Genomic DNA, 26,435 nt, shown 5'->3' with positions numbered 1-26,435 from the left:
GAGCGGAGAGCACCCGCGCCCGTGGCTGCGGTCGAATGAGCCACGGCCCGTCGGGGTTCGAGGGGCCTCCTCCGTTACGGGGTGGCGGCTTGTGGGAGGTCGTGGACGGCGACGGTCGGGTGCAGTCGGCGGGTGTGGTCGAGGGGGCGCGGCGGGCCGGTGAGCCGCAGCGGGACGGTCAGGCGGTGGTCGGTGCTGGAGGCGGAGATCCGCAGTTCCAACGCGCCGGGTTCGACGATCCGCCTGCCGTCGCGGCCGGTGAAGGACGCCAGGTCGGCGGGCAGGGTCAGCTCCACCCGGCAGCCGGCTCCGGCTTCGAGCCGGATCCTCCGGTAGCCGACCAGCCGCTGCACGGGCTGCACCACGCTTGCCACCGGGTCGTGGAGATAGAGCTGCACCACCTCCGCACCCGCCCGCGCGCCGGTGTTGCGGAGCTCGAAGCCGAGCCGGAATTCGCCGTCGGTGCCGGTCTCCGCCACCTGCACGTCCAGGCCGGACCACGCGAACTCGCTGTAGCCGAGCCCGTGTCCGAAGCCGTAGGCGGGGGTCGGATCGATGCTGGAGACGTCGTCGGCCTGGGCCAGCCGGGCGGCCAGGTAGGTGGCGGGCTGGACGGCGGGGTGAGCGGGGACGGAGACGGGCAGGCGCCCGGACGGGTTGACCCGCCCGCTGAGCACGCCGGCGAGCGCCCGGGTCCCGGCCTCGCCGGGGAAGAAGCACTGGACGATGCCTGCCGCTCCGGTGACCGCGCGGCCCAGCGCGTACGGCCGCCCGGCCAGCAGGGTGACCACCACGGGCGTCCCGGAGTCCAGCACCGCCTCCAGCAGGTCCCTTTGCCTGCCCGGCAGTTCGAGCGAGGCGGCGTCGCATCCCTCGCCGCTGGTGCCGCGCCCGAACAGCCCGGCCCGGTCGCCGAGGGCGAGCACCACCACGTCGGCCCACCGGGCGGCCCGTACGGCCTCGGCGATGCCGGCGGTGTCCTCGCCGTCGACCGTCACGCCGCGCACCGTCCGCACCTCGCTGTCAGCGAACTCCTCCGTCAACGACGCTCGCAAGGTGGGGAGTTCGATGCCGGGCGGGGTCTTCGGGTGCTGTCCGCCGACGTGCACGGGGAAGGAGTAGCAGCCGAGCACCGCGGTGGGTTCGTCGGCGTTGGGGCCGATCAGCGCGATCCGGGCGGGGCCGCGCAGCGGCAGCAGGCCGTCGTTGCGCAGCAGCACCACGGCCTGCTCGGCGACTTCGGCGGCGAGCGCGCGGTTGGCGGGCGGGTCCAGGTCCACCGTGCCGCGCAGCGCCTCCGGCTCGCTCGGGTCCGCGTCGGCGAGGGCGGCGGGCACGGGGCTCCAGTCCGCGTCCAGCAGGCCCAGTTCGGCCTTCTGGGCGAGGACGCGGCGCAGTGCCCGGTCGATCACGTCCTCCGGGACGCTGCCCACCGCGACCGCGTCGAGCAGCGGCTGCCCGAAGGTCTTCACGGTCGGCAGCTCGACGTCGACCCCGCCGGCCAGGGCCAGGGCGGCGGCGTCGGACCAGTCCTCGGCGACGCCGTGCAGCGTCTTGAGGAAGGCGATGCCGAAGTAGTCGGCGACGACCGTGCCGGTGAATCCCCAGGTGTGCCGGAGCAGTCCGGTGAGCAGGGCTTCGTCGGCGGCGGAGGGGACGCCGTCGGTGTCGGTGTAGGCGTGCATGACCGAGCGCGGACGGCCTTCCCGGACGGCCATCTCGAAGGGCGGCAGGATGACGTCGGCGCGCTCGCGCGGGCCCATCGAGACGGGGGCGAGGTTGCGTCCGGCGCGGGAGGCCGAGTACCCGGCGAAGTGCTTGAGGGTGGCGACGACGCCGGCCGACTCCAGGCCCTGGACGTAGGCGGTGGCGACGGTGGCGACCAGGTACGGGTCCTCGCCGATCGTCTCCTCGACCCGCCCCCACCGGGCGTCGCGGACGACGTCGAGCACCGGGGCGAGGCCCTGGTGCACGCCGACGGCCCGCAGGTCGCGCCCGATGGCCGCGGCCATCGCCTTGACGAGCTCCGGGTTGAAGGTAGCGCCCCAGGACAGGGGGACGGGGTAGGCGGTGGCGCCCCAGGCGGCGAAGCCGGCCAGGCACTCCTCGTGGGCCAGCGCCGGGATGCCGAAGCGGTTGGCGGCGGCGATCCGCTGCTGAGTGCGCAGCAGCGAGAGCGCGCCGAGCGCCGGGTCGACCGGGGTGGTGCCGAACGGGCGGGTCAACTGGCCGAGCCCGTGCGGCAGGAGGGCGTCGAGGTCGGGCGGCTGCTCCATCTCGTGCTGGTGCGGGGCGACTTCTCCGCCCTCGCTGTCGGCGCCCACCCAGACGCCGACCAGTTGGGCGGTCTTCTCCCGCAGGGTCATCACCGCGATCAGGGCGTCCGCCCTGGCCTCCGGCGTCAGTGCGGGGTCCTGCCAGGGAGCCGTGCTCGGGGAGTTGCCGAGGCCGTTCATTTCCCTCCCAAGCCCGTGAGGCCCTGGACCAGGGCGCGCCGGGCGAACAGGTAGACGATGAAGACGGGGAGCATGGACAGCACCACGGCGCTCAGCAGTCCGGGCACGTCGACGCCGTGTTCGGTCTGGAACTCGTAGAGGCCGAGGGTGATGACCTTGGTGGAGTCGGACTGGGTGAGGATCAGCGGGAAGAGGAAGCCGTTCCAGGCCTGGAGGGCGGCGAAGACCACGATCGAGGCGAGCCCGCCCTTGGACAGCGGGAGCACCAGCTGCCGGAACACCCGCGCCGGGGACGCGCCGTCCATCGCCATCGCCTCGTACAGCTCGGGGCCGATGTCGCGCATGGCGCCGGTCAGCACCAGGGTGCAGACGGGCAGGCAGAAGGCGGCCGTCGGGAGGATGACTCCGATCAGGTGGTCGTACAGGCCGGTCTTGCCGATCACGTAGAACATCGGCACGATCACCGCCTGGGCGGGGATCGCCAGGCCCAGCAGGAACATCCGGAACACCCAGCCGGTGGCCCGGCCGCGGGCGCGCACGATGGCGTAGGCCAGGGGCGGGACGACCAGCAGCACGATGGCGACCACGCCCGCGGTGACGGTCAGGGTGTTGAGGAGGTCCCTGCCGAAGCCGCCCGAGAGGTCGGCCAGGTAGTTCCGCAGCGTCCACTGCGCGGGCGGGCTCAGCGGGCCCTCGGTGGAGTAGTCGGAGCGGGTGCGGAAGGTGGCGATCAGCAGCACGTACAGCGGCAGGCCGACCAGCACCAGCCACACCAGGGAGCCGAACCCGGCCAGGAGGTTGGGGCGCCGGCGCATCACAGGCCCTCCGTCGTGCCGCGCATCCGGTCGTAGCCGGAGAGCCTGACCACCGCGAGCGAGATCAGGGTGGCGACCACCACGAGGACCAGCGCGATGGCCGACCCCGTGCCGAAGTCGAAGCCCTTGAACGCCTTCTGGTACATGTAGTAGGCGGTGACGGTGGTGTCCGTGCCCGGACCGCCCTGGGTGAGGATCAGCACCGTGTCGAAGGTGGTCAGGCCGCCGACCACCATCAGGATCACCGAGGTGATGACGGTGTTGCGCAGCTGCGGCAGGGTGATGTGGAAGAACTGCCGTACGGTGCCGGCCCCGTCGACGGCCGCGGCCTGGTAGAGCACCTGCGGGACGGCCCGGGCGCCGCCCTGGTAGATCAGCGCGTGCAGCGGGGTGAACTGCCACACGCCGACGAAGGTCAGCACCCCGATCGCGCCGCTCCTGCTGCCGAGCAGGTTGCCGTCGCCGAACAGCCACGTGAGCTGGGCGGGCACGCCGAAGTTGGGGTCGAGGACGGCCCGCCACACCACCGAGACGGCGGTCGCCGAGAGCAGCAGCGGCACGAAGTAGACCGCCGAGAGCACGGCCCGGTTGCGCTGGTGCCCGGCGGCCCAGACGCCGAGAAGGAGGCTGACCGGTGTCTGGGTGACCACGCCGAGGGCGGTGAGCAGCAGGGTGGTCCAGACGGACTGGAGCATCACGGGGTCGTGGAGCAGGGTGCGCCAGTTGTCCAGGCCGTTGAAGTGCGGCTCGCCGATGCCGTCCCAGCTGGTGAAGGAGAGCACGGCGACGAGCACCATCGGTGTGAGCGCGAACAACAGGAAGAACACGGCCGCGGGCACCGCCCAGACGAGCCCCGGGCGGGTCGTCCCCGGGCCGGCGCCGGCACCGCGCGTCATGAGGCCGGCAAGGCCTGCATGGCCTTGATGAAGCCGTCGGCGTCGGTCCTGCCGTCGAAGAACTGCTGGACGGCGGTGTGCATCGGGGTCATGGCGCTCGGCGGGTAGGCCTGGTCCCAGGAGAGCTGGAACGAGGGGGCGGCCTTGACCAGCTCGTACTGGTCCTTGGAGTAGGCGGGGCTGGCCGAGAGGTCGAGGAAGCCGGCGGTGCCGGTGGTGGTCGGCAGGTTGCCGATGGCCAGTTGCGCCTTCACGAACTCGTCGGAGTACATGAGCTTGAGGAAGGCCGCGGCGGCCTCCGGGTGCTTGGTCTTCTTCAGTACGGAGTAGAAGTTGTTGGTGTTGCCGACGACGTCGGCCTGGTCGCCCTTGCCGCCGCTCACGGCCGGGAAGCCGGTGTAGCCGAGGCCGGACTTCGCGAAGTCCGGGTTGGCGTCCTGCTGCGTGGAGTAGTACCAGGAGCCCATCAGCTCGAAGGCGGCCTTGCCCTTGGCGACCAGGGCCGGGGAGCCGCCGTCGGTGAACTTCACGGAGTCGGAGTTGCTCCCGAAGGCTCCCGCGTCGACCAACTGCTTGAGGGTGGCCAGCGCCTTGCGGCTGTCCTCGCTCGCCCAGGCCTCCCGGTCGCCGCCCAGCGCCCGCTGGAACAGGCCGGGGCCGGCGATCCGGTCGTAGAGGTACTCGAACCACATCAGGGTGGGCCACTGGTCGCCGCCGCCGAGCGCGATCGGGGTGATGCCCCTGGCCTTCAGGGTCCTGGCGGCGGCGACGAGGTCGTCCCACGTCTTCGGCGGCGTGAGCCCGGCGTCCGCGAGCACCTTCTTGTTGTGGAACAGCAGCACCGGCTGGGTGCCGCGCATCGGCACGCCGTACGGTTTGCCGTCCACCACCGCCGAGTTGAACACCGAGGGCAGGAAGTTGTCCTTCAGGCCCGGGTCCTTGGCGATGAAGTCGTCCAGCGGGAGCAACAGGCCGGCCTTGACGAACGGCTGGATGGAGCCGCCGCCCCAGTTGAAGAAGACGTCCGGGGCCCGCGGGGTGGTGATGACGGTCTGGAGCTTCTGCTGGTAGTCCGCGCCGGGGACGGTGTCGAGCACCGCCTTGACCCCGGAGGTCTTGTTGAACGTGTCGACGATCTGCTTCTCGACCTTGTTGGCGGCGTCGCCGTAGACCAGCACGTGGATCGTCCCGGCGCCGGCGTCGGAGGAGGTGCCGCCCGAACCGCAGGCGGCGGACGTGCCCAGCACGAGTGCGGTGGCCGCGGTGATCGCGGCGATTCTCGATCGCATATCCTGCCCTCTGGTTCGAATGTTTCGAGTGAGTTGCCGAAATGCTGTGGGAAACCTAGGACCGACCTGACCGACAGTCAAGAGCGCCGACGGGATCGGCATCGGCCGGTCGGCGGGCTAGCATCCGTGCGGTACGACACGGCCGCGGCCGGGCCGTACCGCCACCGACAACGGAGTTCGCCCGGCAGGGGCAGTGCAGGAGGAACTCGTGACCAGAGCGGCCACGCTCGCCGAGATCGCGCAGGAGGCCGGGGTCTCCGCGCCGACAGTTTCGAAAGTCCTGAACGGGCGCGCCGATGTCGCCCCGGCCACCCGGGAGCGGGTGGAGGAGCTGCTGCAGCGGCACGGCTACCGGCGGCGACGCGGCAACCGCCAGGCGGCCCCGCTGCTGGAGCTGGTCTTCCACGAGCTGGAGAGCGCCTGGGCGGTGGAGGTGATCCGCGGCGTCGAGAACGCGGTGCGCGAGGAGGGCCTGAGCATCGTGCTCTCCGAGGCCGCCGAGCGGCACGGTCCCGGCCAGTCGTGGGTGGACGCGGTGCTCGCCCGCCGCCCGACCGGCGTGGTGCTGGTGCTGTCCGACCTGGACCGCGCGCTGCGGGAGCAACTGGCCCGCCGGGACATCCCGTTCGTGGTCATGGACCCGGCCGGCGACCCGGGCCAGCAGGTGCCCGCCGTCGGCACCACCAACTGGGACGGCGGCCTGGCCGCCACCCGGCACCTGCTCGACCTCGGCCACCGCCGGATCGGGCTGATCGGCGGCCCCGCCCGGATGATGTGCAGCCGGGCCCGGGCCGACGGCTACCGGGCGGCGCTCGACATGGCGGGCATCCCGTACGACGCGGAGCTCGTCCGCGAGGGCGACTTCCACCACGAGTCCGGCCGCCGGCTCGGCCTGGAGCTGCTCGGCCTGCCGGACCGGCCGACCGCCGTGTTCGCCGGCAACGACCTGCAGGCGCTCGGCCTGTACGAGGCCGCCCGCGAGCTGGGACTGCGCATCCCGGAGGACCTCAGCGTGGTCGGCTTCGACGACCTGCCGCTGGCCCGCTGGGTGGGCCCGCCGCTGACCACCGTGCGCCAGCCGCTGACCGAGATGGCCGAGGTGGCGACACGCCTGGTCATCGACCTGGCCCGCGGGGTACAGCCCGGCACGCTGCGGGTGGACCTCGCCACCAGCCTGGTCGAGCGCAGCAGCACCGCCCCGCCGCGAACGGTTGACGGTCCGTCGGACGGGTCCGACGGACCACGCCGAGGATCGGAGGGCTGACGGAAAGTTTCGACGGCGACCTCCTCCGAAAGGATATCGACCACGACGGCAACCTTTCCGGTCCGGGCGACCACACCCAGGGGGGCGGCAACCACGGCGGGCCGCAGTCGGCAGCGGCACGCCACCCGTGTCGGCCTCGGCGGCGCTCGGCACCCGCCCCGGATGCCGACCGCCCGCCCCCGGCATAGCGTGGCCCACAGCGCCCTGCCCGCCCGGCTGCAACACCGGTTCCCTGGAGGTCCGTTCATGCGCGCGGTGACCTACGACTCGTACGCCCCGGACAACTCGCGGCTGCGGTACGGCGAGGTGCCCGACCCCAAGGTCGGTCCCGGCCAGGTCCTGATCGAGGTCCGGGCGGCCTCCGTCAACCCGGTCGACTGGAAGGTCATGGCGGGCGGCCTGGACGGCATGATGGACACCGTCTTCCCCGTCGTCCCCGGCTGGGACGTGGCCGGCGTGGTAACCCGGACCGGCCCCGACACACCCGAGTTCGCGCCCGGGGACGAGGTGATGGCCTACGCCCGCAAGGACGTGGTCCAGGCCGGCACCTTCGCGGAGTACGTCGCGGTCGCCGCGCCCGCGGTGGCGCGCAAGCCGGCCGGGCTCGACTGGGCGCAGGCGGCCGGGCTCCCGTTGGCCGGACTCACCGCGCTGCGCTGCCTGGAAGGGCTCGCGGTCGGGCCCGGAGACGTGCTCCTGGTGCACGGCGCGGCCGGCGGCGTGGGCAGCCTCGCGGTGCAGCTCGGCCGCGACCGCGGGGCCCGGGTGATCGGCACCGCCTCGGAGCGCAACCACGAGTATCTCCGCGGGCTCGGCGCCGAACCGGTGACGTACGGGGACGGCCTGACCGAGCGGGTGCGCGCGCTGGCGCCCGGCGGTGTCTCGGCCGTCGCGGACTTCGTCGGCGGCCAGCTGGAGACGACCCTCGCCGTGCTCGCCGACGGCGGGCGGCACGTCTCCATCGCCGACCCGGGGGTGTCGCAGCACGGCGGCCACTGGATCTGGGTCCGCCCGGACGGCGCGAAGCTCGCCGAACTGGCCGCGGCCGTCGACCGCGGCGCCCTGACGGTGGAGGTCGCCCGGACCTTCCCGTTGGACCGGACGGGTGAGGCCTTCGACGCCAGCCGCACCGGCCGCACCCGCGGGAAGCTGGTCGTCGTGCCGTGACCGCTCCCCGTCCCTGCCGGTGGGAGAGCGCGTGGCGGGGGCCGGCCCTAGGCTGGAGCCTGGCGCCGGAATTCCCCTTCCGGCGTGCACGGCTGCCCGGACGGAGGCGCGCGTGGAGACGACTGGCGAGAAGGACGCACCCACCGCCGTTGTCGTGGTCGACCCGGACGGCGTGGTGAGCGGCTGGAGCGAGGGCGCACTCCTGCTACTCGGCTGGACGGCCGAGGAGACCGTCGGCCGCCCGGTGGCGGACTTCCTGGTCGATCCCCCGCCGGGCTTCCCTGGGAATGGCAGCACCGGGAATGACAGCCCCGGGAGTGACGGCCCGGACCCGACGGGATTGATGGCCGTACGCCACCGGGACGGCTCCACGGTGGACGCCGTGGTGACGGCCCACCCCCTGCGCGGCGCCGACGGCCTGGCGGTGGGCCGCGTGGTCACCGTGCAGCGCTGGGCGCGCCGCCCCGTGATCGCCGACCGGGCCTTCGAACAGTGCCCCTTCGCCCTCGGCGTCTACGACCCCGACCTGCGGTTCCTGTGGGTGAACGCCGCCGCGTGCCGGGTGATCGCGCACACGGAGGAGCAGATCCGCGGTGAGGAGTACCGCGAGCTGTTCCCCGAGCTGCAGGGCGTCCCGTACACCGACAAGCTCTCCGAGGTGGCCAGGACGGGCGTGCCCGCGCGGCTCATCACGATCTTCAAACCGCTGGGCAGCGCCTACGCGAACGCCTGGGCCACCAGCATCTGGCCCGTCCGGGACGCCGGGGGCACGGTGCGCGCGGTCGCCAACTGGGGCTTCGACATGAGCGCCGAGTACTGGGCCCGCCAGCGCCTACTCATCCTCAACGAGGCCACCCGGGGCATCGGCCGGACCCTGGACGTGACCAGCACCGCCCGGGAACTGGCCGAGACCCCGGTGCCGGGCTTCGCCGACCTCGTCACCGTCGACCTCTTCGACGAGGTGCTGCGCGGGGAGGAACCGCCCGCCTCCGCCGCGGTCGCCGCGGGCGGCACCATCACGCTCGGCCGCGCCGCCCGGCACAGCGCGAAGGAGGACCCCGACCTGCCGCCCGGACCGTCCGCGCGGGTCAGCTACGCCCCCGGTTCCGTCGCCGCCCGCTGCATGTCCGCCGGCAGGTCCGTGGTGCAGCTCGCCGCCGAACCCAACCAGGGCGGCGAATGGGCCTTCGGCCCCGGTCTCGCCGCCGATCCCGCCCACTGGCCGCCGGGCACCCCGCTGATCGACCGGTCCATCGCCGCGAAGGGGCTGACCGGCAAGATCACCGTGCCGCTGCTGGCACGCGGCGCCGTGCTCGGCGTCGTCGCCTTCGCCCGCCGCGACCGGCCCGAGGCCTTCACCGCCGACGACCTGATCCTGGCCGAGGAACTGGCCGCCAAGGCCGCCGTCGCCATCGACAACGCCCGCCGGTACACGCGCGAGCACGCCCTCGCGCTGACCCTGCAACGCAGCCTGCTGCCCCAGCGGCTGCCGTACCACGGAGCGATCGACGTGGCCTCCGGCTACCTGCCCGCGGGAGCCGGCGCCGGCGTGGGCGGTGACTGGTTCGACGTCATCGCGCTGTCCGGCGCCCGGGTCGCCCTGGTCGTCGGCGACGTCGTCGGCCACGGCGTGCACGCCTCGGCCAGCATGGGAAGGCTGCGCACGGCGGTCCGCACCCTGGCCGACGTGGACCTGCCGCCCGACGAGCTGCTCACCCACCTGGACGACCTGGTCCTCCACCTCCCCGACGACCCCCGCCCCGACGGCGGCTACGAGCCGACCGGCGAGACCGGCGCCACCTGCCTGTACGCCGTGTACGACCCGGTCTCCCGCCGCTGCGCGATGGCGAGCGCGGGCCATCCGCTGCCCCTGGTCGTCTCGCCGGACGGCACCGGCACCGCCGTCGAAGCGCAGCCGGGGCCCCCGCTCGGCGTCGGCGGGCTGCCGTTCGAGGCGATCGAGATCGAGCTGCCCGAAGGCAGTCTGCTCGCCCTCTACACCGACGGCCTGGTGGAGAGCCGCGAGCGCGGCGCCGAGCAGGGGACCGCCGATCTGCTCCGGGTCCTCAGCGAGCCGGCCGCGTCGCTGGAGGCGCTCTGCGACACGGCGATGAAGGCCATGCTGGCAGAGCACCGCACCGACGACGCGGCCCTGCTGCTCGCCCGCACCCGCGCGCTGGACCCCGACCACGTCGCCGACTGGGACATCGAGTCCGACTTCGCGCAGGTCGCGCACGCCAGGCGGCTGGCCGCCGACCAACTGGCCGTCTGGGGCCTGGAGGAGACGGCGTTCGTCACCGAACTGGTCGTCAGCGAGCTCGTCACCAACGCGATCAAGTACGGCCAACCGCCCATCAGGCTGCGGCTGATCCGGAACACCTCGCTGATCTGCGAGGTCTCCGACGGCAGTGACACCTCCCCGCACCTGCGCCGGGCGCGCACCTTCGACGAGGGCGGCCGGGGCCTGATGCTCGTCGCCCAGCTCACCCAGGGCTGGGGCACCCGGCACAGCACCAGCGGCAAGACCATCTGGTGCGCCCAGAGCCTCGGCCCGACGTGATCCCGGACGCCGCCGGCCCACGACGCGGCCGTGCCGGACGGGACGGTCCGGCACGGTCGGGTGACGGCCCTCGGACTACTCCTGCTTCTCGCCGGAGGCGTAGCGGGAGATGATCAGCGCGATGATGATGATCGCGCCGTTGAGGAACTGGTTCCACAGGGGCGGGACACCGGCCAGGGTCATGACGTTGACCACGAGCTGGAGCGTCAGGACACCGGTGAGGGCGCCGAAGAGCGTGCCGCGGCCGCCGTTGAGGCTGACGCCCCCTATGACGGTGGCGGCGAAGACCTGGAAGATCCAGCCGTTGCCCTGATCGGCGGAGATCGAGCCGTAGTGGCCGGTGTAGAGGACGCCGGCGAAGGCGGCGAGCAGGCCGCCGAGGATCAGCACGGCCCAGGTGATCCGGTCGACGCGGATGCCCGCGGCCCGGGCGGCCTCGGCGTTTCCGCCGATCGCGTACAGCGCACGGCCGTGCCGCAGCCAGGCGAGGGCGCTGCCGCCGATCAGGAAGAGCAGGGCGCAGATCCAGATCGCGGCCGGGACGCCGAGCCAGCTCGCGCTGCCGAGGTAGCGGAAGGAGTCCGGCACGTTGACGATGGACTGGCCCTGGGAGATGGCGACTTGGAGGCCGCGGAGCAGCGTGAGCGCGCCGAGGGTGACGATGAAGCCGTTGAGGCGCAGCTTCAGGATGAGGAAGCCGTTGATCGCGCCGATGAGGGCGCCGACCAGCAGGCACAGGGGGATGGCGGTCCAGGTGGGGAAGAGCCCGAGGCCGTTGAAGCGGGCGCCGTGATCGGGCAGGACGAGCCAGACGGCGATCACCGGGGCGACGCCGATGGTGGATTCCAGGGAGAGGTCCATCCGCCCGGCGATCAGGATGAGCGCCTCGGCGAGGACCAGCAGGCTCAGTTCGGTGGCCTGCTGGCCGACGCCGAGGAGGTTGTCGGAGGTGAGGAACGCCGGCGACACGATGAAGCCGATGACGCCCAGCACGAACAGGACCGGGACGAGCGACAGATCGCGGTAGCGGGCGAGGTCGAGGCGGCGGCCCGCGGGGACGTCGGCCGCCGCGCCGGGGAGCTCGGGGAGCTCAGTGGTGGGAGACATTGCTTTCCTTCGTGTCGGTCGGGCCGGACATGCCCTCCATGGCCGCGACCAGTTCTTCGTCGCTCCAGCCGGATTCGAACTCGGCTACCACGCGCCCCTGGAACATGGCCAGGACGCGGTCGCAGACGCGCAGGTCGTCGAGTTCGTCGGAGACGATCAGGGCGGTCCTCCCGTCGTCGGCGACCTGGCGGATGGTGCCGAGCAGGGATTCCTTGGACTTGATGTCGACGCCGTTGGTCGGGCGGATGGCGACCAGGACGTGCGGCTCGGTGGCCAGCGCGCGGGCGATGACGACCTTCTGCTGGTTGCCTCCGGACAGCGCGGACACCGGGGTGCCGGGGCCGGGGGTCTTGATGTCGAGGTCGCCGATCATGCGCTGGGCGAAGCCGCGCGTGCGCGAGGGCAGGACGGTGCCGTACGGGCCGAGCTGGTCGGTGACGGTGAGGGTCGCGTTCTCGGCGACGCTGCGCTGCGGGATCAGTCCCTGGATGTGCCGGTCCTCGGGGACGAACCCGATGCCGGCGGCGAGCGCGGCGGGGACCTTTCCGGTGCGCACCGGTCGTCCGGCGACGGTGACGGTCCCGGCGACCGGCCGGTGCAGTCCCGCGAGGGTCTCGCCGAGCTGGACGTTGCCGCTGGCGGCGGCGCCGGCCAGGCCGACCACCTCGCCGGGCCGGGCGGTCAGGTCGACGTCCCCGTAGTGGCCGGCCAGGCTCAGGCCCGTGACGCCGAGCAGCGGCGGCGCGTCGTCCGGGAGCGCTCGGCCGGTCACCGACCAGCTGGGCTCCACGCCGCGGGAGGACTCGCCGGTCATCGCTTCCACCAGGGCGTGCTGGTCGAGGCCGGCGACCGGGGCGGTGACGATGTGCCGGGCGTCGCGGTAGACCGTGACGGTGCTGCAGAGCTCGTAGACCTCTTGCAGGTGGTGCGAGATGAACAGGAACGCGACGCCCTGCTCCTGGAGTCCGCGCAGTTTGGCGAAGAGCTTCTCGATGCCGCGGGCGTCGAGCTTGGCGGTGGGCTCGTCCAGGATGATGAACCGGGCGCCGAAGGACAGTGCGCGGGCGATCTCGACGAACTGGCGCTGCTCGACGGTGAGGTCCTCGGCGCGGGCCGTCGGGTCGACGTCCACGCCGTACTCGGCGAGCAACTCGCTCGCCCGGTGCCGCAGTCGCTTCCAGCTGATCGGGCGCAGCGCGCCGGTGCTCTGCCGGTCCAAGAAGAGGTTCTCCGCGACGGTCAGCGCGGGGATGATCGTGGAGCGCTGGTAGACGCAGGCGACGCGCGAGCGCCAGGCGTCGGTGTCGCCCGGGGCGGGGGCGGGTTCGCCGTTGTACCGCAGGGTGCCGGTGTCGGGGTTCTGCAGCCCGGTGAGGATCGAGACGAGGGTGGATTTGCCCGCGCCGTTGCGCCCGACCAGGGCGTGCGATTCACCGGGGGCGACCGAGATGCGGGCGTCGCTGAGGGCGACGGTGGCGCCGAAGCGCTTGCTGATCCCGTCGGCCTCGACGACGGGGCCCCGGACGGGGCTGGGATCCGCCATGGCGGGGTGTCCTCTCCGTGGGTCCCGCGGGCGGGCGGGCCATCGGCCTGGGTGCCGTGCTCCGCCTGCCCGCGGGGGCTTGGTCACTTGCTGACGTTGTTGCCCCACAGGGCCTTGTCGTCGACGTTGTCCTTGGTGACCAGGGGCGCGGGGAGCTGGTCCTCCAGGCCGTTGGGCAGCTGGATGATGGTGGAGTCGTGGTCGGTCGCGCCGGGCTGGAAGGTCTTGCCCTCGGCACCCGCCTGCGCGTAGAAGAGCGCGTACTTGGCGTACAGGTCGGCGGGCTGGGAGACGGTGGCGTCGATGTCGCCCTTGCGGATGGCGTCGAACTCCTGCGGGATGCCGTCGTTGGAGACGATGGCGATGTGGCCCGGCTGGCCCGCCGGCTTGAGCAGGTCCTTCTGCTGGAGCAGGGCGAGGGTCGGCTGCAGGAAGACGCCGCCGGCCTGCATGTAGATCCCGCCGAGGTCGGCGTTGGCGGCGAGCGTGGACTGGAGCTTCGCGGAGGCGACGTCGCCCTTCCAGTCGGTGGCGAGCTCGATCACCTGGATGTCGGGGAACTTCTCCTTCATGCAGGCGGCGAAGGCCTCGGAGCGGTCGCGGCCGTTGATGGAGCTGAGCGCGCCCTGGAGTTCGGCGACCTTGCCCTTGCCGCCGAGCTGCTTGCCGAGGAATTCACAGGCCTTGGTGCCGTAGGCCTTGTTGTCGGCGCGCACGACCATGTAGACGTTGCCCTTGTCGGGCCGGGTGTCGATGCTGACGACCGGGATCTTCTTGGCGGAGAGCTGGTCCAGGGTGGAGGCGATCGCCCCGGTGTCCTGCGGGGCCATGACGACGGCCTTGGCCCCGGTGTTCTGGAAGACCTGGACGTTGGCGACCAGCTTGGTCACGTCGTTCTGCGAGTTGCTCACCGGCAGGGTGTTCAGGCCCTGGGAGGAGGCGCCCTGCTTGATGTACTGCGCGTAGGAGTTCCAGAAGTCGGAGTCCGCGCGGGGCAGGTCGATGCCGATCGCGGGCTTGCCGCCGCCGGAGGCGGAGGAGGTCGAGTCGCTGCCGCGGTTGCAGGCCGTGGCGAACCCCGCCAGGAGGGCCACGGCGGCGGCCGTAGCCGCGATTCTGGAGGAGCGAGGCTTCATGGTGCTGGGTCTCCTTGGCTGGGAAGGCCGGCGCCGCCGCGGCGCGGGTGGGGGCGGATCGCGAGGCGTCCGGGCATCCGGCGGCAGTCATCGGATGGCTGCTGGTGACGAGGACTTTACGAGCCGGAAATCCGACTGACAAGAGGAAACCTCGGATGATTCCCAACCGTGATCCGCACCCCCTCCCGCACCTCAACCAGGGCCCAATTACGCGGTTTCACCTGCACAGTTGAGGGCGAGTCCGGGCAGCCCGCGAGCAAACATCGGAGGAATCCTTGCGATGCCCGAGGCAGCCTCGTATGGTCGTGACACCACGGATACATCCGATGTGTTGATGGGAGCCACCATGAAGCTGCTGCGAGTCGGCGAGCCGGGAGCGGAGACGCCGGCCGTCCGCGACGAGGACGGAACGGTCTACGCCCTCGCGGGCCTGACCGGGGACATCGACGGGGCCTTCCTCGCCTCGGGCGGGATCGGCCGGGTCCGCGCCGCACTGGCCGAGGGTTCGCTGCCCGTCGTGGACGCGTCCGACCTGCGGATCGCGGCCCCCGTCGCCCGCCCCGGCAAGGTGGTCTGCATCGGCCTCAACTACCGCGACCACGCCGAGGAGACCGGCGCCGCCGTCCCCGAGCGGCCGGTGGTCTTCATGAAGGACCCGTCCACGGTCGTCGGACCCTTCGACGAGGTCCTGATCCCGCGCGGCTCGGTGAAGACCGACTGGGAGGTCGAGCTCGCCGTCGTCATCGGCCGCCGGGCCCGCTACCTCGCCGACCCGGGCGAGGCGGCGCAGTGCATCGCGGGCTACGCGATCAGCAACGACGTCTCCGAGCGGGAGTTCCAGCTGGAGTTCTCCGCCCAGTGGGACATCGGCAAGTCCTGCGAGACCTTCAACCCGCTCGGCCCCTGGCTGGTCACCCCGGACGAGGCCGGCGACCCGCAGGACCTCGCGCTGCGGCTGAGCGTCAACGGCGAGCAGCGCCAGGACGGCAGCACCAAGAACATGATCTTCGACGTCGCCTACCTGGTCTGGTACCTCAGCCAGTACATGGTGCTCAACCCCGGCGACGTCATCAACACCGGCACCCCCGCCGGCGTGGCCCTCGGCCTGCCCGGCACCCCCTACCTGCGCGCGGGCGACACCGTCGAGCTGTCCATCGACGGCCTCGGCACCCAGCGCCAGACGTTCATCAACGCGTGAAAGGCACCCCCTTGTCCGCAACCACTGCGCGGATCACCGCCGTCGACACCTACGACATCCGCTTCCCCACCTCGCGGGAGCTGGACGGGTCCGACGCGATGAACCCCGACCCCGACTACTCCGCCGCCTATGTCGTCCTGCGGACCTCCGACGGCGGCCCCGAGGGCCACGGCTTCACCTTCACCATCGGACGCGGCAACGACGTCCAGGTGGCTGCCATCGACGCGCTCCGCCCGCACGTCCTCGGGCGCCCGGTCGCCGAGCTCTGCGCCGACCCCGGCTCGCTCTACCACGACCTGATCGGCGACAGCCAGCTGCGCTGGCTCGGCCCCGAGAAGGGCGTGATGCACATGGCCATCGGCGCCGTCGTCAACGCCGTCTGGGACCTCGCCGCCAAGGCGGAGGGCAAGCCGCTGTGGCAGCTGCTCGCCGACGCCGACCCCGCCTGGCTCGTCTCCCAGGTCGACTTCCGCTACATCGCCGACGCCATCACCCCCGACGAGGCCCTGGAGCTGCTGACCAAGGGCAAGGAGGGCGCCGCCGAACGCGCCGCCCGGCTCCTCGAGCGCGGCTACCCCGCCTACACCACCTCCCCCGGCTGGCTCGGCTACTCCGACGAGAAGCTCACCCGCCTCGCCAAGGCGGCCATCGCCGACGGCTTCACCCAGATCAAGCTCAAGGTCGGCGCCGACCTCGCCGACGACATCCGCCGCTGCCGCGCCGCCCGCGCCGCCGTCGGACCCGACATCCGGATGGCCATCGACGCCAACCAGCGCTGGAACGTCGGCGAGGCCATCGAGTGGACCAACGCCCTCGCCGAGTTCGACCCGTACTGGATCGAGGAGCCCACCAGCCCCGACGACGTCCTCGGCCACGCCAGCGTCCGCCGCGGCGTCCACCCGGTCAAGGTCGCCACCGGCGAGCACGTGCAGAACCGCATCGTGTTCAAGCAGCTGCTCCAGGCCGACGCGATCGACGTCCTCCAGCTGGACTCCGCGCGGGTCGGCGGCGTCAACGAGAACCTCGCGATCCTCCTGCTGGCCGCGAAGTTCGGCGTCCCGGTGTGCCCGCACGCCGGCGGCGTGGGCCTGTGCGAGCTCGTCCAGCACCTGTCCATGTTCGACTACGTGGCGCTCACCGGCACCACCGAGGACCGCGTCATCGAGTTCGTCGACCACCTCCACGAGCACTTCCTCGACCCCGTGGTGATCACCGACGGCCACTACCGCGCGCCCACCGCGCCCGGGTTCTCCGCCGCCATGCACCAGTCCGCACTGGACACCTACCACTACCCGCGCGGTACGTTCTGGGCCGCCGAACTGACGCAGACGGAGGGGGCAAGCGCATGACGACCGCAGAACTCGACGGACTGACGGCGCTCGTCACCGGCGGCGCCTCCGGGATCGGCCTCGCCACCGCGTCCCTGCTCGCGGAGCGCGGCGCCCGCGTGGCCGTCCTCGACCTCGACCCGTCGGGGGTGAAGGAGCCGCTGCTGGGCTTCACCGCCGACGTCAGCGACGACGCCTCCGTGCGCGACGGCGTCCGGGCGGCGGCCGAGGCCCTCGGCGGGATCGACATCCTGGTCAACAACGCGGGCATCGGCGCGATCGGAACCGTGGAGGACAACCTCGACGAGCAGTGGCACCGCGTCCTCGATGTCAACCTGCTCGGCGTCGTGCGCACCACCCGGGCCGCCCTTCCGCACCTGCGCCGCTCGACCCGGGCCGCGGTGGTGAACACCTGCTCCATCGCCGCCACCGCCGGCCTGCCCCAGCGCGCGCTCTACTCGGCCAGCAAGGGCGCCGTGCTCTCGCTCACCCTGGCCATGGCCGCCGACCACGTCCGCGAGGGCATCCGGGTCAACTGCGTCAACCCCGGCACCGTGGACACCCCGTGGGTCGGACGGCTGCTGAACTCCGCGGACGACCCGGCCGCCGAGCGCGCGGCACTCGACAGCCGCCAGCCGCACGGCCGCCTGGTCACCGCCGAGGAGGTCGCCGCCGCCGTCGCCTACCTGGCCTCCCCGGCCGCCGGCAGCGTCACCGGCACGGCCCTGCAGGTCGACGGCGGCATGGCGGGCCTGCGCCTGCGGCCGGAGCCGCGGCCGTGACCCCGCGCACCCGGCCGCTGGGCCGCAGCGCCGTGGAGGTGGGCGAACTCGCCTTCGGCGCCGCGGGTATCGGCAACCTGTTCACACCGGTGTCCGACGCCGACGCCGAAGCGGCCGTCGCCGCCGCCTGGGAGTCCGGTGTCCGCTACTTCGACACCGCCCCGCACTACGGCCTGGGCCTGTCCGAGCGTCGGCTCGGTCGGGCCCTGGCCGGGTTCCCCCGGCACGAGTACACGCTGTCCACCAAGGTCGGCCGCCTGCTGCGGCCGGCCCCGGAGCCGGCCGGCGACGACCTCGCCAACGGCTTCGCCGTCCCCGCCACCCACCGCCGGATCTGGGACTTCAGCGCCGTGGGCGTCCGCCGGTCGATCGAGGACAGCCTGGAGCGGCTCGGCCTGGACCGGATCGACGTCGTCTACCTCCACGACCCGGACGACCACGCGGAGCAGGCGCTCGGCGAGGCCTACCCCGAACTGGCCCGGCTGCGCGACGAGGGCATGGTCGGCGCCATCGGGGTCGGGATGAACCAGGCCGAGCTCCTCGCCCGCTTCATCCGCGAGACCGACCTCGACGCCGTCCTCCTGGCCGGCCGCTACAGCCTCCTCGACCAGCGCGGGCTCACCGAGTTGCTGCCGCTCGCCGCCGAACGCGGCGTCGGCGTCGTCATCGGCGGCGTCTTCAACTCCGGCCTGCTCGCCGACCCGCGCCCCGGCGCCACCTTCGACTACGCCGCCGCGCCCGAGGAACTCCTCACCCGGGCGCTCGACCTCAAGGCCGTCTGCGAGCGGCACGGCGTGCCGCTGCGCGCAGCGGCACTGCGCTTCCCGTTCGGACACCCCGCCGTGGCGGGCGTCCTGGTCGGCACCCGCAGCGCTGCCGAGGTCCGGGACTCCGCCGCGATGCTGCGCCACCCGGTGCCCGCCGCGCTCTGGACCGAACTCAAGGACCGCGGGCTGCTTCCCGCGGACGTACCGACCCCGGAGGGCACCGGCTGATGCGCGTCGCGCTCTTCATCACGTGTTTCAACGACACGATGTTCCCCGGCACCGGCCGGGCCGTCGTGAGCGTCCTCGAACGGCTCGGCCACACCGTCGAGTTCCCCATGGAACAGACCTGCTGCGGGCAGATGCACGTCAACACCGGCTACCCGGCGGAGGGCGCGCCGCTGGTGACCCGGTTCGCGCGCACCTTCGGCGCGTACGACGCCGTCGTCACCCCGTCCGCCTCCTGCGCCGGCCTGGTCCGGGACCACCACCCCGTCCTCGCCGAGGAGTACGGAACCCCGGGGCTGCGCCGGCAGGTCGCCGAACTGGCGCCCCGGGTACACGAGTTCACCGAGTTCCTGACCGACGTCCTCGGCGTCACCGACGTCGGCGCCCGCTTCCCGCACCGTGTCACCTACCACCCCACCTGCCACTCGCTGCGCGGACTGCGCCTCGGCGACCGCCCACAGCGGCTGCTGCGGGCGGTCGAGGACCTCGACCTGGTCGAGCTCCCGACCGCCGAATCGTGCTGCGGCTTCGGCGGCACCTTCGCCGTCAAGAACTCCGCGACCTCCGCCGCGATGCTCGCCGACAAGGTCGAGGACGTCCTCGGGACGGGCGCCGAAGTCCTGTGCACGGCCGACAACTCCTGTCTGATGCACATCGGCGGCGGCCTGTCCCGGCAGGGCGCGGCGGTGCGGACCATGCACCTGGCCGAGATCCTCGCCGCCACCGAAGGAGTGAGAACGTGACCGCCCCCGGCGACCGCGGAGTGGTCTGGCTGGGCTCGCCGTCCTTCCCCGACGCCGCCCGCGAGGCCCTCGGCAACACCCGGCTGCGGGCCAACCTGAAGCGGGCGACGACCGTCATCCGCGACAAGCGGCTCGCCGTCGCCTCGGAGCTGGACGACTGGGAGGCGCTGCGCGACGCCGCCGACGCCGTCAAGACGCGGACCCTGCGCCACCTCGACCACCACCTCGTCCGGCTGGAGGAGTCGGTCACCGCGGCGGGCGGGACGGTGCACTGGGCCGCCGACGCCGCCGACGCCAACCGCATCGTCACCGAGCTGGTGCGCGCCACCGGCGAGCGCGAGGTCGTGAAGGTCAAGTCGATGGCCACCCAGGAGATCGGGCTCAACGAGGCGCTCGCCGAGGCCGGCATCACCGCCTACGAGACGGACCTCGCCGAACTGATCGTCCAGCTCGGCGACGACCGCCCCTCCCACATCCTGGTCCCGGCGATCCACCGCAACCGCACCGAGGTCCGCGACCTGTTCACCGAGCGGATGGGCGAGTGGGGGCAACCGGCCCCCGAGGGGCTCACCGACGAGCCCGCCGAGCTCGCCGAGGCCGCCCGCCGGCACCTGCGGGAGAAGTTCCTCCGTGCGAAGGTCGCCGTCTCCGGCGCCAACTTCGCCGTCGCCGACACCGGCACCGTCGTCGTGGTCGAGTCCGAGGGCAACGGCCGGATGTGCCTGACCCTGCCCGAGACCCTGATCACCGTCATGGGCATCGAGAAGGTCGTGCCCACCTGGGCCGACCTGGAGGTGTTCCTCCAGCTACTGCCCCGCTCCTCCACCGGCGAGCGGATGAACCCGTACACCTCCACCTGGTCCGGCACCACGGAGTCCGACGGCCCGTCGGCGTTCCACCTCGTGCTGCTCGACAACGGCCGCACCGACACCCTCGCCGACACCGTCGGCCGCCAGGCCCTGGCCTGCATCCGCTGCTCGGCCTGCCTCAACGTCTGCCCGGTCTTCGAGCGCACCGGCGGACACGCCTACGGCTCGGTCTACCCGGGGCCGATCGGCGCCGTCCTCACCCCGCAGCTGGTCGGCGTCGGCAGTGACACTCAAAGCAGCGCTGCCAGCCTGCCGTTCGCCTCCACCCTGTGCGGGGCGTGCTACGACGCCTGCCCGGTGAAGATCGACATTCCGAAGCTCCTGGTCCACCTGCGGGCCTCGGCGGTCCGGGCCAAGCGGAGCAACGGGCGCCTGCCCGGCGCGGAGGCACTCGCGATGAAGGCGGCCGCCACCGTCCTCGACTCCCCCGCGCTGCTGACCGCCGCCCAGAAGGCGGCCTCGCTCGGCGGCCGGGCCCTCGCCCGGAACGGACGGATCGGCAAGCTGCCCGGCCCCGGCCCCCTGGGCGCCTGGTCCGCCGACCGCGACACCCCCGCGCCGCCCGCTGAGTCGTTCCGCGCCTGGTGGCGCAAGAACCGGGAGGGAAAGTGACGAGCACCCGCGAGGCCGTCCTCACCCGGATCCGCGCCGCCCTCGCGGACGTCCCCGCCGACGAAGGCCCGGACGACGTCCCCGTCCCCCGTGACTACCGGCACGGCCACACCGCCCCCGGCGAGGACCTCACGGCGCTGTTCGCCGAGCGGGTCGCCGACTACCGCGCCACCGTCACCCGGACCGACCCGGCCGGCCTGCCGGGGGCCATCGCCGCCGCCCTCACCGCGCGCGGAGCCACGCGCCTGGCGGTGCCCGACGGCTTCCCCGACGAGCTCCTGCCGCCCGGGAACCGGGAATGGCACCGGGAGCCCCTCGACGTCCCCGCCCTGGACGCCCTGGACGGCGCCGTCACCCTCGCGGCCGTCGGGATCGCCGTCACCGGCACCATCGTCCTGGACACCGGGCCGGGCCAGGGCAGGCGCGCGCTCACCCTCGTCCCCGACTACCACCTGTGCGTCGTCCGCGCCGAGCAGATCGTCGACGACGTCCCCGCGGCGCTGGCGCGCCTGGACCCGCGCCTGCCGTTGACCTTCGTCTCCGGCCCCTCCGCGACCAGCGACATCGAACTCACCCGGGTCGAGGGCGTGCACGGGCCCCGGACCCTGGACGTGATCATCGTCGACCCCGCCGGCACCACCGGCCCGCCCCACCCCGAGCACTCGGAGCAGCCATGAGGATCGCCCTGCACACCCGCGTCCGCGAGGACCGGATCGAGGAGTACGAGGCCGCGCACCGCGAGGTACCGGCCGAACTCACCGACGCCATCAGGGCCGCCGGCGTGACCTCCTGGACCATCTGGCGCAGCGGGTCCGAGCTGTTCCACCTGCTGGAGTGCGAGGACTACGCCCGGCTGCTCGCCGAGCTGGAGCACCTCCCGGTCAACATCGCCTGGCAGGCGCGGATGGCCGAGCTCCTCGACGTCGTCCACGACTACTCCGAGGCGGGCGGCGCGGCCGGGCTCCCCGTCGTGTGGGAGCTGTGACGACCGTCCGGGGCGGCCGCGGTGCTTCCGGGCCCCGCGGCCGCCCCGGACGGAACCCGTATGCTGCGAAGATCAGATGACCAGGAGGGCGTAGTCGTGCCAGTCACCGACGAGGCGATCGAGAAGATCAAGGCCATGATCGTGAGCGGTGAGCTCCGCCCCGGTGAGCGCCTGCCGAAGGAGGCGGACCTCGCGGACCGGCTCGGCCTCTCCCGCAACTCCCTGCGGGAGGCGGTCAAGGCCCTCTCGCTTATCCGGGTGCTCGACGTGCGCCAGGGCGACGGCACGTACGTGACCAGCCTGGAGCCCGAAGTCCTGCTGGACGCGCTGGGCTTCGTCGTCGACTTCCACCAGGACAACACGGTCCTGGAGTTCCTGGAGGTCCGCCGCATCCTGGAGCCGGCCGCCACCGCGATGGCCGCCCGGGTCATGTCCGACGAGGACATCGCCGCCCTGCGCGACATGCTGGAGGGCCTGCCCGAGGACGCGTCGCTCGACGAACTCATCGCCAACGACCTGGAGTTCCACCACCTGATCGCGGCCGGGTCGGGCAACACCGTGCTCTGCTCGCTGATCGACGGCCTGTCCGGCCCCACCACGCGCGCACGGATCTGGCGCGGGCTGACGGAGGAGGACGCGGTGGCCCGCACCCGCCAGCAGCACCGCGCCATCCTCGACGCCATCGCCCGCCGCATGCCCGAGGTCGCCCACGCCTGGGCGACCGCACACGTCGCCGGGGTCGAACAGTGGCTCCGCGACACCCTCGGCAAGGCGGAGTCGCACCTCTGGGCCGACCAGGAGGTGTGACCGGCCCGGCGGCGCCGGAAGGAACGAGCGGTCACCCGCCCGCCCGGCACGTTCTCAGGCGGCGAGCAGGGTGCGGTACTGCTCGGCGTGGGCCTTGAGTTCCACGTCGGAGACCAGGCGGGCGCCGAACAGCACGAGGGGCTCGGCGAGCCGCATGCCCGTCAGGTGGGCCGTGGCGTCCAGCGGGGCCATCAGCTGCGCCATGGTGAAGCGGTTTCGGCCCTCGGGCGCGTAGGCGTCCTCGGGTGCGCCGGTGGAGGTGACCAGCCGGAGGGTCTTGCCGTGCAGCGCGGTGCCGCCGGTGCCGTAGGCGAACCCGTACGCCAGCACCTGGTCGATCCAGGTCTTGAGCACGGCCGGCACCGAGTACCAGTGCCAGGGGAACTGCCAGACGATCCGGTCGTGCGCGCGCAGCAGCGCCTGTTCGCGCTCGACGTCGATCCGCCCGTCGGGGTAGGCGGCGGACAGGTCGTGCACGGTGACGTGGTCCAGGTCCCGGACCGCGTCGGCCAGGCCGACCGTGATCCGGGAGGAGCCCGGGTCGGGGTGCGCGACGACGACCAGGGTGCGCGGCGTGGCGGAGAGGTTCATGTCCTGGTGCTCCCTCGGTGGGTGCGGCGGTCAATGTGACGGATCGTTCCGTCACCCATGTTGTGACGGAACGATCCGTCTGTCAAAGTTGCGACTGAGGACGGCCGGATCGGATCGCAGCACCAGCACCAGCCCCCAGGAGGAAGCCATGGCCCGCAGGACGGCACAGGAGAACCGGCGGCACGTCCTGGACGTGGCGGGCGACCTCTACTACCAGCGCGGCATCCGCGCGGTCGGCATGGACCTGGTGGTCAAGGAGAGCGGCGTCGGCAACGCGACCGTCTACCGCCAGTTCCCCACCAAGGACGCCCTCGCCACCGCTTACGTGGAGGACCGGGCGGAGCGCTGGCTGGCCGGCCTGCGCGAGGCCGCCGACCAAGTGGCCGAGCCACGCGAGAAGCTGGTCGCGGTCTTCGCCGCGGTCACCGGCCACACCGGGCGGGACGGCTTCCGGGGCTGCCCGATGCTCAACACCAACACCGAGTTCCCCGATCCCGAGCACCCCGCCAACCAGGTCGCCAAGGCCCACAAAGTGCAGCTCCGCGACTGGCTGCGCGACCTGGCCGCCGACGCCCGCGCCGCCGACCCCGAGCAGCTCGCCGACGAGCTCCTGCTGGTCCTCAACGGCGCCTACGCCACCGCCACCGTCCTCGGCCCCGACGGTCCCGCCCGCCGCACCACCGACCTGGCCCGGCGCCTGGTGCACAGCGCCTGCCCCGCCCCGGACGGCGCCGCCTGAGAACGTGCCGGGCCGGCGGGTGACCACTCGCCCTTGAGGCCGCCGGCGGGGAGGGTGGGCCCTTACGACCCGCCCGCACCGGATTGATCCGATGACTAAGCATCCTCCGGGCCACCCCATCTGCAAGGCCGAGCCGACGGAGAAGCGGAACAGTGCCGCAAGCCCAGTCGGCCAGGGGCACATATCATCACGTTGACCTGCTGATTCTCCCCAATTCAGAGCAGACTGCCCGCCTTCTTGAGAACGTTCACCCGCTCCCGGCATGAACGCGGAGCGGCCTTGATTCATCCGACATATCGCCGTCAGATGTCTTGACACGCCACTCCGTGCGCCGCCATACATGTACCTGACTCGCCAGGCCACTCCCTTTGCGAGCATTCCAGGACATATGGAGCATCCATGCCACGATCCATCAGCCGGAGAAGCATGCTCACCGGCCTGGCAGTTGCCACCGCCGCCACGGTCATCGGACCCGTCGGCAGCCGGGCCCAGGCCGCCGCGACCGGGGACGCCGTGACCGCGGACGCCGCGACCGGAGGCGCCGCACTGCCCCTCGTCCCGCTGCGCGTCCCGAAGCTCGACCAAGGGGCCTGGCAGCAGCCGGACAGCAAGATCCAGTGGATGCGCGACAACAAGGTGTCCATGTTCATCCACTGGGGCGTCTACTCGGCAGCGGCCCAGGGTGAGTGGAACATGTTCTACTCGAAGACCGCGCCGACCTCCTACCGGGCGCAGTGGGCCGGCTCGTTCGCCAGCCAGTCCCAGTCCTACGACCCCGCCGCCTGGGCGCAGCTGGCCAAGGACCTCGGCGCCGCCGAAGTCGTCCTGACCACCCGTCACCACGAGGGGTTCGCGCTGTGGCCCAGCGGCCACCCCAATGCCTGGACCACCGGCTCCGCCCCCTTCCCGGCCGGCACGGACTTCGTCAAGGGCTACGTGAACGCCGTGCGCGCGGCGGGCCTGCGGGTCGGGCTCTACTACTCGCCGATCGACTGGCGCTACCCCGGCTACTACGACGTGAGCGGCTCGAAGCCGCCGAGCCCCGCGCTCACCTCCGACTGCGTACTGCCGAACAGCGTCTACCCGTGGAACTACGAGGGCTCCGACCCGGCGGGTTTCGACTACCACGAGAACGCCCGGATCATGAAGAACGAGGTGTACCAGTCCGTGAAGGAGCTGGTCACCGACTACGGCGCGATCGACGACATCTGGTGGGACGGCGGCTGGCTGGCGCAGCAGGGCACCGACGCGTCGGGGTCGTTCTTCTGGGAGCCCGGTCAGTACCGGGACGGCGGCAACGGCTGGCAGGTGGACGCCGCGTACGGCGACACCGAGACGGGCACCGGCAGGCCGCTGGGCCTCACCGGCGTGCTGCGCCGGCACCAGCCGAACGCCGTGTCCAACTCCCGCTCGGGATGGGTGGGCGACTACGACCTCGACGAGGGCTCCGGCGTGCCGAGCGGTCCGATCCGGTACGGCCGCCTGGTCCAGAAGACGTTCAGCGTCGGCGGGAGCTGGGGGTACAGCGGCAACTCCGCCATGCCCTTCTCCCAAGCGCTGGGCCTGTTCGTCAACTCCTTCGTCCGCGACATGTCCGTGCTCGTCAACGTCGGCCCGGACGCGACCGGTACGGTCCCGAGTACGCAGGCCGCGGTGATCCGCCAACTCGGCGGCTTCATGAACGCCAACCGGGAGGCCGTGTACAACACCCGCGGCGGCCCGTGGAACCCGGTGGACGGCCAGTACGGCTTCACGTTCGCCGACCGGACCGTCTACGCACACCTGCTGGCCGGGTACAACGGCGGCAGCAGCTTCACGACGCCGTCCCTGGGCGATGCGAACGTCACCTCGGTCTACGACGTGGTCTCCAAGAGCGCGCTGTCCTTCGGCGCGGCGAGCGGGAACGCCGTCACCATCACGGGCATCGACCGCACCCGCTACCCCGACGACACGATCGTGGCGATCGTGCTCGACCGCCCGGTGGTGCCGACGGACATCGCCCGCGGCTGCCCGGCCACGGCCGACGGTTCGGAGACCTCGCACGGGAACGTTCCGGCCAACGCGTTCGACGGGGACACCTCCAGCCGCTGGTGCGCGGCCGACGGGAACACCGGCCACTGGCTGCAGGCCGACCTCGGCTCGGTGCGGCCGGTCACGGGCGCGCGGATCGCCTGGGAACTGCCGGGGCACGCCTACCAGTTCCGGATCGACGGTTCCGCCGACGGGTCCACCTGGTCGACGCTCGCCGACCTGACCGGGAACTCCTCCGCCGTGCAGGTGCAGACCGCGACGTTCACGGCCCGGACCCGCTACGTCCGGGTGACCGTCACCGGTGGTGTGAACGCTAACACGTGGGCGTCGATCCGCTCGCTGGAGGTCTACGACCGCGCCTTCCTGGACCCGTCCCTGTAGGATCCTCCCCCGCTTGACCAACGCGTGTGTGGGGGGGGGGGGGGGCGCCGCGGCCCCAGACCAGGGTTGTGTGGGGCGGCGCCCGCCCTCGATTACGGGGGACTCGCTCCGCAGGGCCCCCGGGTGGAGGACTCGGCTGCCCTC

Annotated in this window: 22 protein-coding genes; 14 read left to right on the top strand and 8 right to left on the bottom strand. The window is 72.5% G+C overall.

The window, feature by feature from the left end:
- Nucleotides 1–74 precede the first annotated feature (74 nt).
- Genes ACFV4F_RS07415 through ACFV4F_RS07400 form a run of 4 tightly spaced genes read right to left on the bottom strand, consistent with a single transcriptional unit; the run spans nt 75 to nt 5,456 of the window.
- Complete coding sequence (locus ACFV4F_RS07415) at nt 75–2,456, bottom strand: beta-glucosidase (protein WP_380500752.1); 2,382 nt, start codon at nt 2,454–2,456, stop codon at nt 75–77.
- Nucleotides 2,453–3,271: a carbohydrate ABC transporter permease gene (locus ACFV4F_RS07410; RefSeq protein ID WP_380500751.1), complete on the bottom strand. Its 819-nt coding sequence runs from the start codon at nt 3,269–3,271 to the stop codon at nt 2,453–2,455. The genes ACFV4F_RS07415 and ACFV4F_RS07410 overlap by 4 nt, the downstream gene beginning before the upstream one ends.
- A complete protein-coding gene (locus ACFV4F_RS07405; RefSeq protein WP_380500750.1) occupies nt 3,271–4,167 on the bottom strand; it encodes a carbohydrate ABC transporter permease in 897 nt (298 codons plus the stop codon). The genes ACFV4F_RS07410 and ACFV4F_RS07405 overlap by 1 nt, the downstream gene beginning before the upstream one ends.
- Nucleotides 4,164–5,456, bottom strand: a complete 1,293-nt coding sequence (locus tag ACFV4F_RS07400; protein ID WP_380500749.1) for an ABC transporter substrate-binding protein — start codon at nt 5,454–5,456, stop codon at nt 4,164–4,166. The genes ACFV4F_RS07405 and ACFV4F_RS07400 overlap by 4 nt, the downstream gene beginning before the upstream one ends.
- 193 nt (nt 5,457–5,649) lie before the next feature.
- Here ACFV4F_RS07400 and ACFV4F_RS07395 point away from each other — a divergent pair, with 193 nt between their 5' ends.
- The 3 genes from ACFV4F_RS07395 (at nt 5,650) to ACFV4F_RS07385 (ending at nt 10,447) form a co-directional block, all read left to right on the top strand.
- Nucleotides 5,650–6,720, top strand: coding sequence for a LacI family DNA-binding transcriptional regulator (locus ACFV4F_RS07395; protein WP_380500748.1), 1,071 nt, complete (start codon nt 5,650–5,652; stop codon nt 6,718–6,720).
- A 246-nt stretch (nt 6,721–6,966) separates the two neighbouring features.
- A complete protein-coding gene (locus tag ACFV4F_RS07390; protein ID WP_380500747.1) occupies nt 6,967–7,887 on the top strand; it encodes an NADP-dependent oxidoreductase in 921 nt (306 codons plus the stop codon).
- A 112-nt stretch (nt 7,888–7,999) separates the two neighbouring features.
- Nucleotides 8,000–10,447 (top strand): SpoIIE family protein phosphatase, encoded by a 2,448-nt coding sequence (locus ACFV4F_RS07385; protein WP_380500746.1) that lies wholly within the window; start codon nt 8,000–8,002, stop codon nt 10,445–10,447.
- A gap of 75 nt (nt 10,448–10,522) precedes the next feature.
- Here the strand turns inward: ACFV4F_RS07385 and ACFV4F_RS07380 are convergent, their stop codons facing one another.
- The 3 genes from ACFV4F_RS07380 to ACFV4F_RS07370 form a co-directional block, all read right to left on the bottom strand.
- Nucleotides 10,523–11,554, bottom strand: a complete 1,032-nt coding sequence (locus ACFV4F_RS07380; RefSeq protein WP_380497091.1) for an ABC transporter permease — start codon at nt 11,552–11,554, stop codon at nt 10,523–10,525.
- Entirely contained in the window at nt 11,538–13,097 is a 1,560-nt protein-coding gene (locus ACFV4F_RS07375) for a sugar ABC transporter ATP-binding protein (RefSeq protein ID WP_380446217.1), read from the bottom strand. Before ACFV4F_RS07375 ends, ACFV4F_RS07380 begins: the two co-directional genes overlap by 17 nt.
- 83 nt (nt 13,098–13,180) lie before the next feature.
- Entirely contained in the window at nt 13,181–14,233 is a 1,053-nt protein-coding gene (locus tag ACFV4F_RS07370; protein WP_380500745.1) for a sugar ABC transporter substrate-binding protein, read from the bottom strand.
- A 346-nt stretch (nt 14,234–14,579) separates the two neighbouring features.
- Here ACFV4F_RS07370 and ACFV4F_RS07365 point away from each other — a divergent pair, with 346 nt between their 5' ends.
- The 9 genes from ACFV4F_RS07365 to ACFV4F_RS07325 all read left to right on the top strand — a co-directional run bounded on the left by ACFV4F_RS07365 (nt 14,580) and on the right by ACFV4F_RS07325 (nt 22,549).
- Nucleotides 14,580–15,431, top strand: coding sequence for a fumarylacetoacetate hydrolase family protein (locus ACFV4F_RS07365; protein ID WP_380500744.1), 852 nt, complete (start codon nt 14,580–14,582; stop codon nt 15,429–15,431).
- An 11-nt stretch (nt 15,432–15,442) separates the two neighbouring features.
- Nucleotides 15,443–16,780, top strand: a complete 1,338-nt coding sequence (locus ACFV4F_RS07360; protein WP_380446214.1) for an L-fuconate dehydratase — start codon at nt 15,443–15,445, stop codon at nt 16,778–16,780.
- Nucleotides 16,777–17,541 (top strand): SDR family NAD(P)-dependent oxidoreductase, encoded by a 765-nt coding sequence (locus tag ACFV4F_RS07355; protein ID WP_380500743.1) that lies wholly within the window; start codon nt 16,777–16,779, stop codon nt 17,539–17,541. The genes ACFV4F_RS07360 and ACFV4F_RS07355 overlap by 4 nt, the downstream gene beginning before the upstream one ends.
- Nucleotides 17,538–18,536: an aldo/keto reductase gene (locus ACFV4F_RS07350; protein ID WP_380500742.1), complete on the top strand. Its 999-nt coding sequence runs from the start codon at nt 17,538–17,540 to the stop codon at nt 18,534–18,536. Before ACFV4F_RS07355 ends, ACFV4F_RS07350 begins: the two co-directional genes overlap by 4 nt.
- Nucleotides 18,536–19,276, top strand: a complete 741-nt coding sequence (locus tag ACFV4F_RS07345) for a (Fe-S)-binding protein (protein WP_380500741.1) — start codon at nt 18,536–18,538, stop codon at nt 19,274–19,276. The genes ACFV4F_RS07350 and ACFV4F_RS07345 overlap by 1 nt, the downstream gene beginning before the upstream one ends.
- The gene (locus tag ACFV4F_RS07340) at nt 19,273–20,757 is read left to right on the top strand and encodes a lactate utilization protein B (RefSeq protein ID WP_380500740.1); all 1,485 of its coding nucleotides are present in this window, start codon (nt 19,273–19,275) and stop codon (nt 20,755–20,757) included. The genes ACFV4F_RS07345 and ACFV4F_RS07340 overlap by 4 nt, the downstream gene beginning before the upstream one ends.
- Entirely contained in the window at nt 20,754–21,434 is a 681-nt protein-coding gene (locus ACFV4F_RS07335; RefSeq protein WP_380500739.1) for a lactate utilization protein C, read from the top strand. The genes ACFV4F_RS07340 and ACFV4F_RS07335 overlap by 4 nt, the downstream gene beginning before the upstream one ends.
- Nucleotides 21,431–21,742, top strand: coding sequence for an L-rhamnose mutarotase (locus ACFV4F_RS07330; RefSeq protein ID WP_380446208.1), 312 nt, complete (start codon nt 21,431–21,433; stop codon nt 21,740–21,742). Before ACFV4F_RS07335 ends, ACFV4F_RS07330 begins: the two co-directional genes overlap by 4 nt.
- A 96-nt stretch (nt 21,743–21,838) precedes the next feature.
- Nucleotides 21,839–22,549 carry a FadR/GntR family transcriptional regulator gene (locus tag ACFV4F_RS07325; protein ID WP_380449036.1) on the top strand — a complete coding sequence of 237 codons (711 nt, stop codon included), beginning with the start codon at nt 21,839–21,841 and terminating at the stop codon, nt 22,547–22,549.
- A 54-nt stretch (nt 22,550–22,603) separates the two neighbouring features.
- Here ACFV4F_RS07325 and ACFV4F_RS07320 read toward each other — a convergent pair whose 3' ends face one another.
- Entirely contained in the window at nt 22,604–23,140 is a 537-nt protein-coding gene (locus ACFV4F_RS07320; RefSeq protein WP_380500738.1) for an NAD(P)H-dependent oxidoreductase, read from the bottom strand.
- 148 nt (nt 23,141–23,288) lie between these two features.
- On the opposite strand from ACFV4F_RS07320, the gene ACFV4F_RS07315 reads away from it, so the two are divergent.
- Both ACFV4F_RS07315 and ACFV4F_RS07310 read left to right on the top strand, forming a co-directional pair.
- The gene (locus ACFV4F_RS07315) at nt 23,289–23,879 is read left to right on the top strand and encodes a TetR/AcrR family transcriptional regulator (RefSeq protein ID WP_380449040.1); all 591 of its coding nucleotides are present in this window, start codon (nt 23,289–23,291) and stop codon (nt 23,877–23,879) included.
- 399 nt (nt 23,880–24,278) lie between these two features.
- Nucleotides 24,279–26,291: an alpha-L-fucosidase gene (locus ACFV4F_RS07310; protein WP_380500737.1), complete on the top strand. Its 2,013-nt coding sequence runs from the start codon at nt 24,279–24,281 to the stop codon at nt 26,289–26,291.
- Nucleotides 26,292–26,435: the final 144 nt, after the last annotated feature.

It is taken from the genome of Kitasatospora sp. NPDC059722 (assembly GCF_042733235.1).
In the GTDB taxonomy this organism is placed as follows: domain Bacteria; phylum Actinomycetota; class Actinomycetes; order Streptomycetales; family Streptomycetaceae; genus Kitasatospora.
This window is presented reverse-complemented; position numbering and strand designations above follow the sequence as displayed.

What these genes read in the sequence shown, in the direction of transcription:
- ACFV4F_RS07415 (WP_380500752.1), bottom strand. Translation starts at nt 2,456, where the DNA reads ATGAACGGCCTCGGCAACTCCCCGAGCACGGCTCCCTGGCAGGACCCC.
- ACFV4F_RS07410 (WP_380500751.1), bottom strand. Translation starts at nt 3,271, where the DNA reads ATGCGCCGGCGCCCCAACCTCCTGGCCGGGTTCGGCTCCCTGGTGTGG.
- ACFV4F_RS07405 (WP_380500750.1), bottom strand. Translation starts at nt 4,167, where the DNA reads ATGACGCGCGGTGCCGGCGCCGGCCCGGGGACGACCCGCCCGGGGCTC.
- ACFV4F_RS07400 (WP_380500749.1), bottom strand. Translation starts at nt 5,456, where the DNA reads ATGCGATCGAGAATCGCCGCGATCACCGCGGCCACCGCACTCGTGCTG.
- ACFV4F_RS07390 (WP_380500747.1), top strand. Translation starts at nt 6,967, where the DNA reads ATGCGCGCGGTGACCTACGACTCGTACGCCCCGGACAACTCGCGGCTG.
- ACFV4F_RS07380 (WP_380497091.1), bottom strand. Translation starts at nt 11,554, where the DNA reads ATGTCTCCCACCACTGAGCTCCCCGAGCTCCCCGGCGCGGCGGCCGAC.
- ACFV4F_RS07375 (WP_380446217.1), bottom strand. Translation starts at nt 13,097, where the DNA reads ATGGCGGATCCCAGCCCCGTCCGGGGCCCCGTCGTCGAGGCCGACGGG.
- ACFV4F_RS07370 (WP_380500745.1), bottom strand. Translation starts at nt 14,233, where the DNA reads ATGAAGCCTCGCTCCTCCAGAATCGCGGCTACGGCCGCCGCCGTGGCC.
- ACFV4F_RS07365 (WP_380500744.1), top strand. Translation starts at nt 14,580, where the DNA reads ATGAAGCTGCTGCGAGTCGGCGAGCCGGGAGCGGAGACGCCGGCCGTC.
- ACFV4F_RS07355 (WP_380500743.1), top strand. Translation starts at nt 16,777, where the DNA reads ATGACGACCGCAGAACTCGACGGACTGACGGCGCTCGTCACCGGCGGC.
- ACFV4F_RS07345 (WP_380500741.1), top strand. Translation starts at nt 18,536, where the DNA reads ATGCGCGTCGCGCTCTTCATCACGTGTTTCAACGACACGATGTTCCCC.
- ACFV4F_RS07330 (WP_380446208.1), top strand. Translation starts at nt 21,431, where the DNA reads ATGAGGATCGCCCTGCACACCCGCGTCCGCGAGGACCGGATCGAGGAG.
- ACFV4F_RS07320 (WP_380500738.1), bottom strand. Translation starts at nt 23,140, where the DNA reads ATGAACCTCTCCGCCACGCCGCGCACCCTGGTCGTCGTCGCGCACCCC.
- ACFV4F_RS07315 (WP_380449040.1), top strand. Translation starts at nt 23,289, where the DNA reads ATGGCCCGCAGGACGGCACAGGAGAACCGGCGGCACGTCCTGGACGTG.
- ACFV4F_RS07310 (WP_380500737.1), top strand. Translation starts at nt 24,279, where the DNA reads ATGCCACGATCCATCAGCCGGAGAAGCATGCTCACCGGCCTGGCAGTT.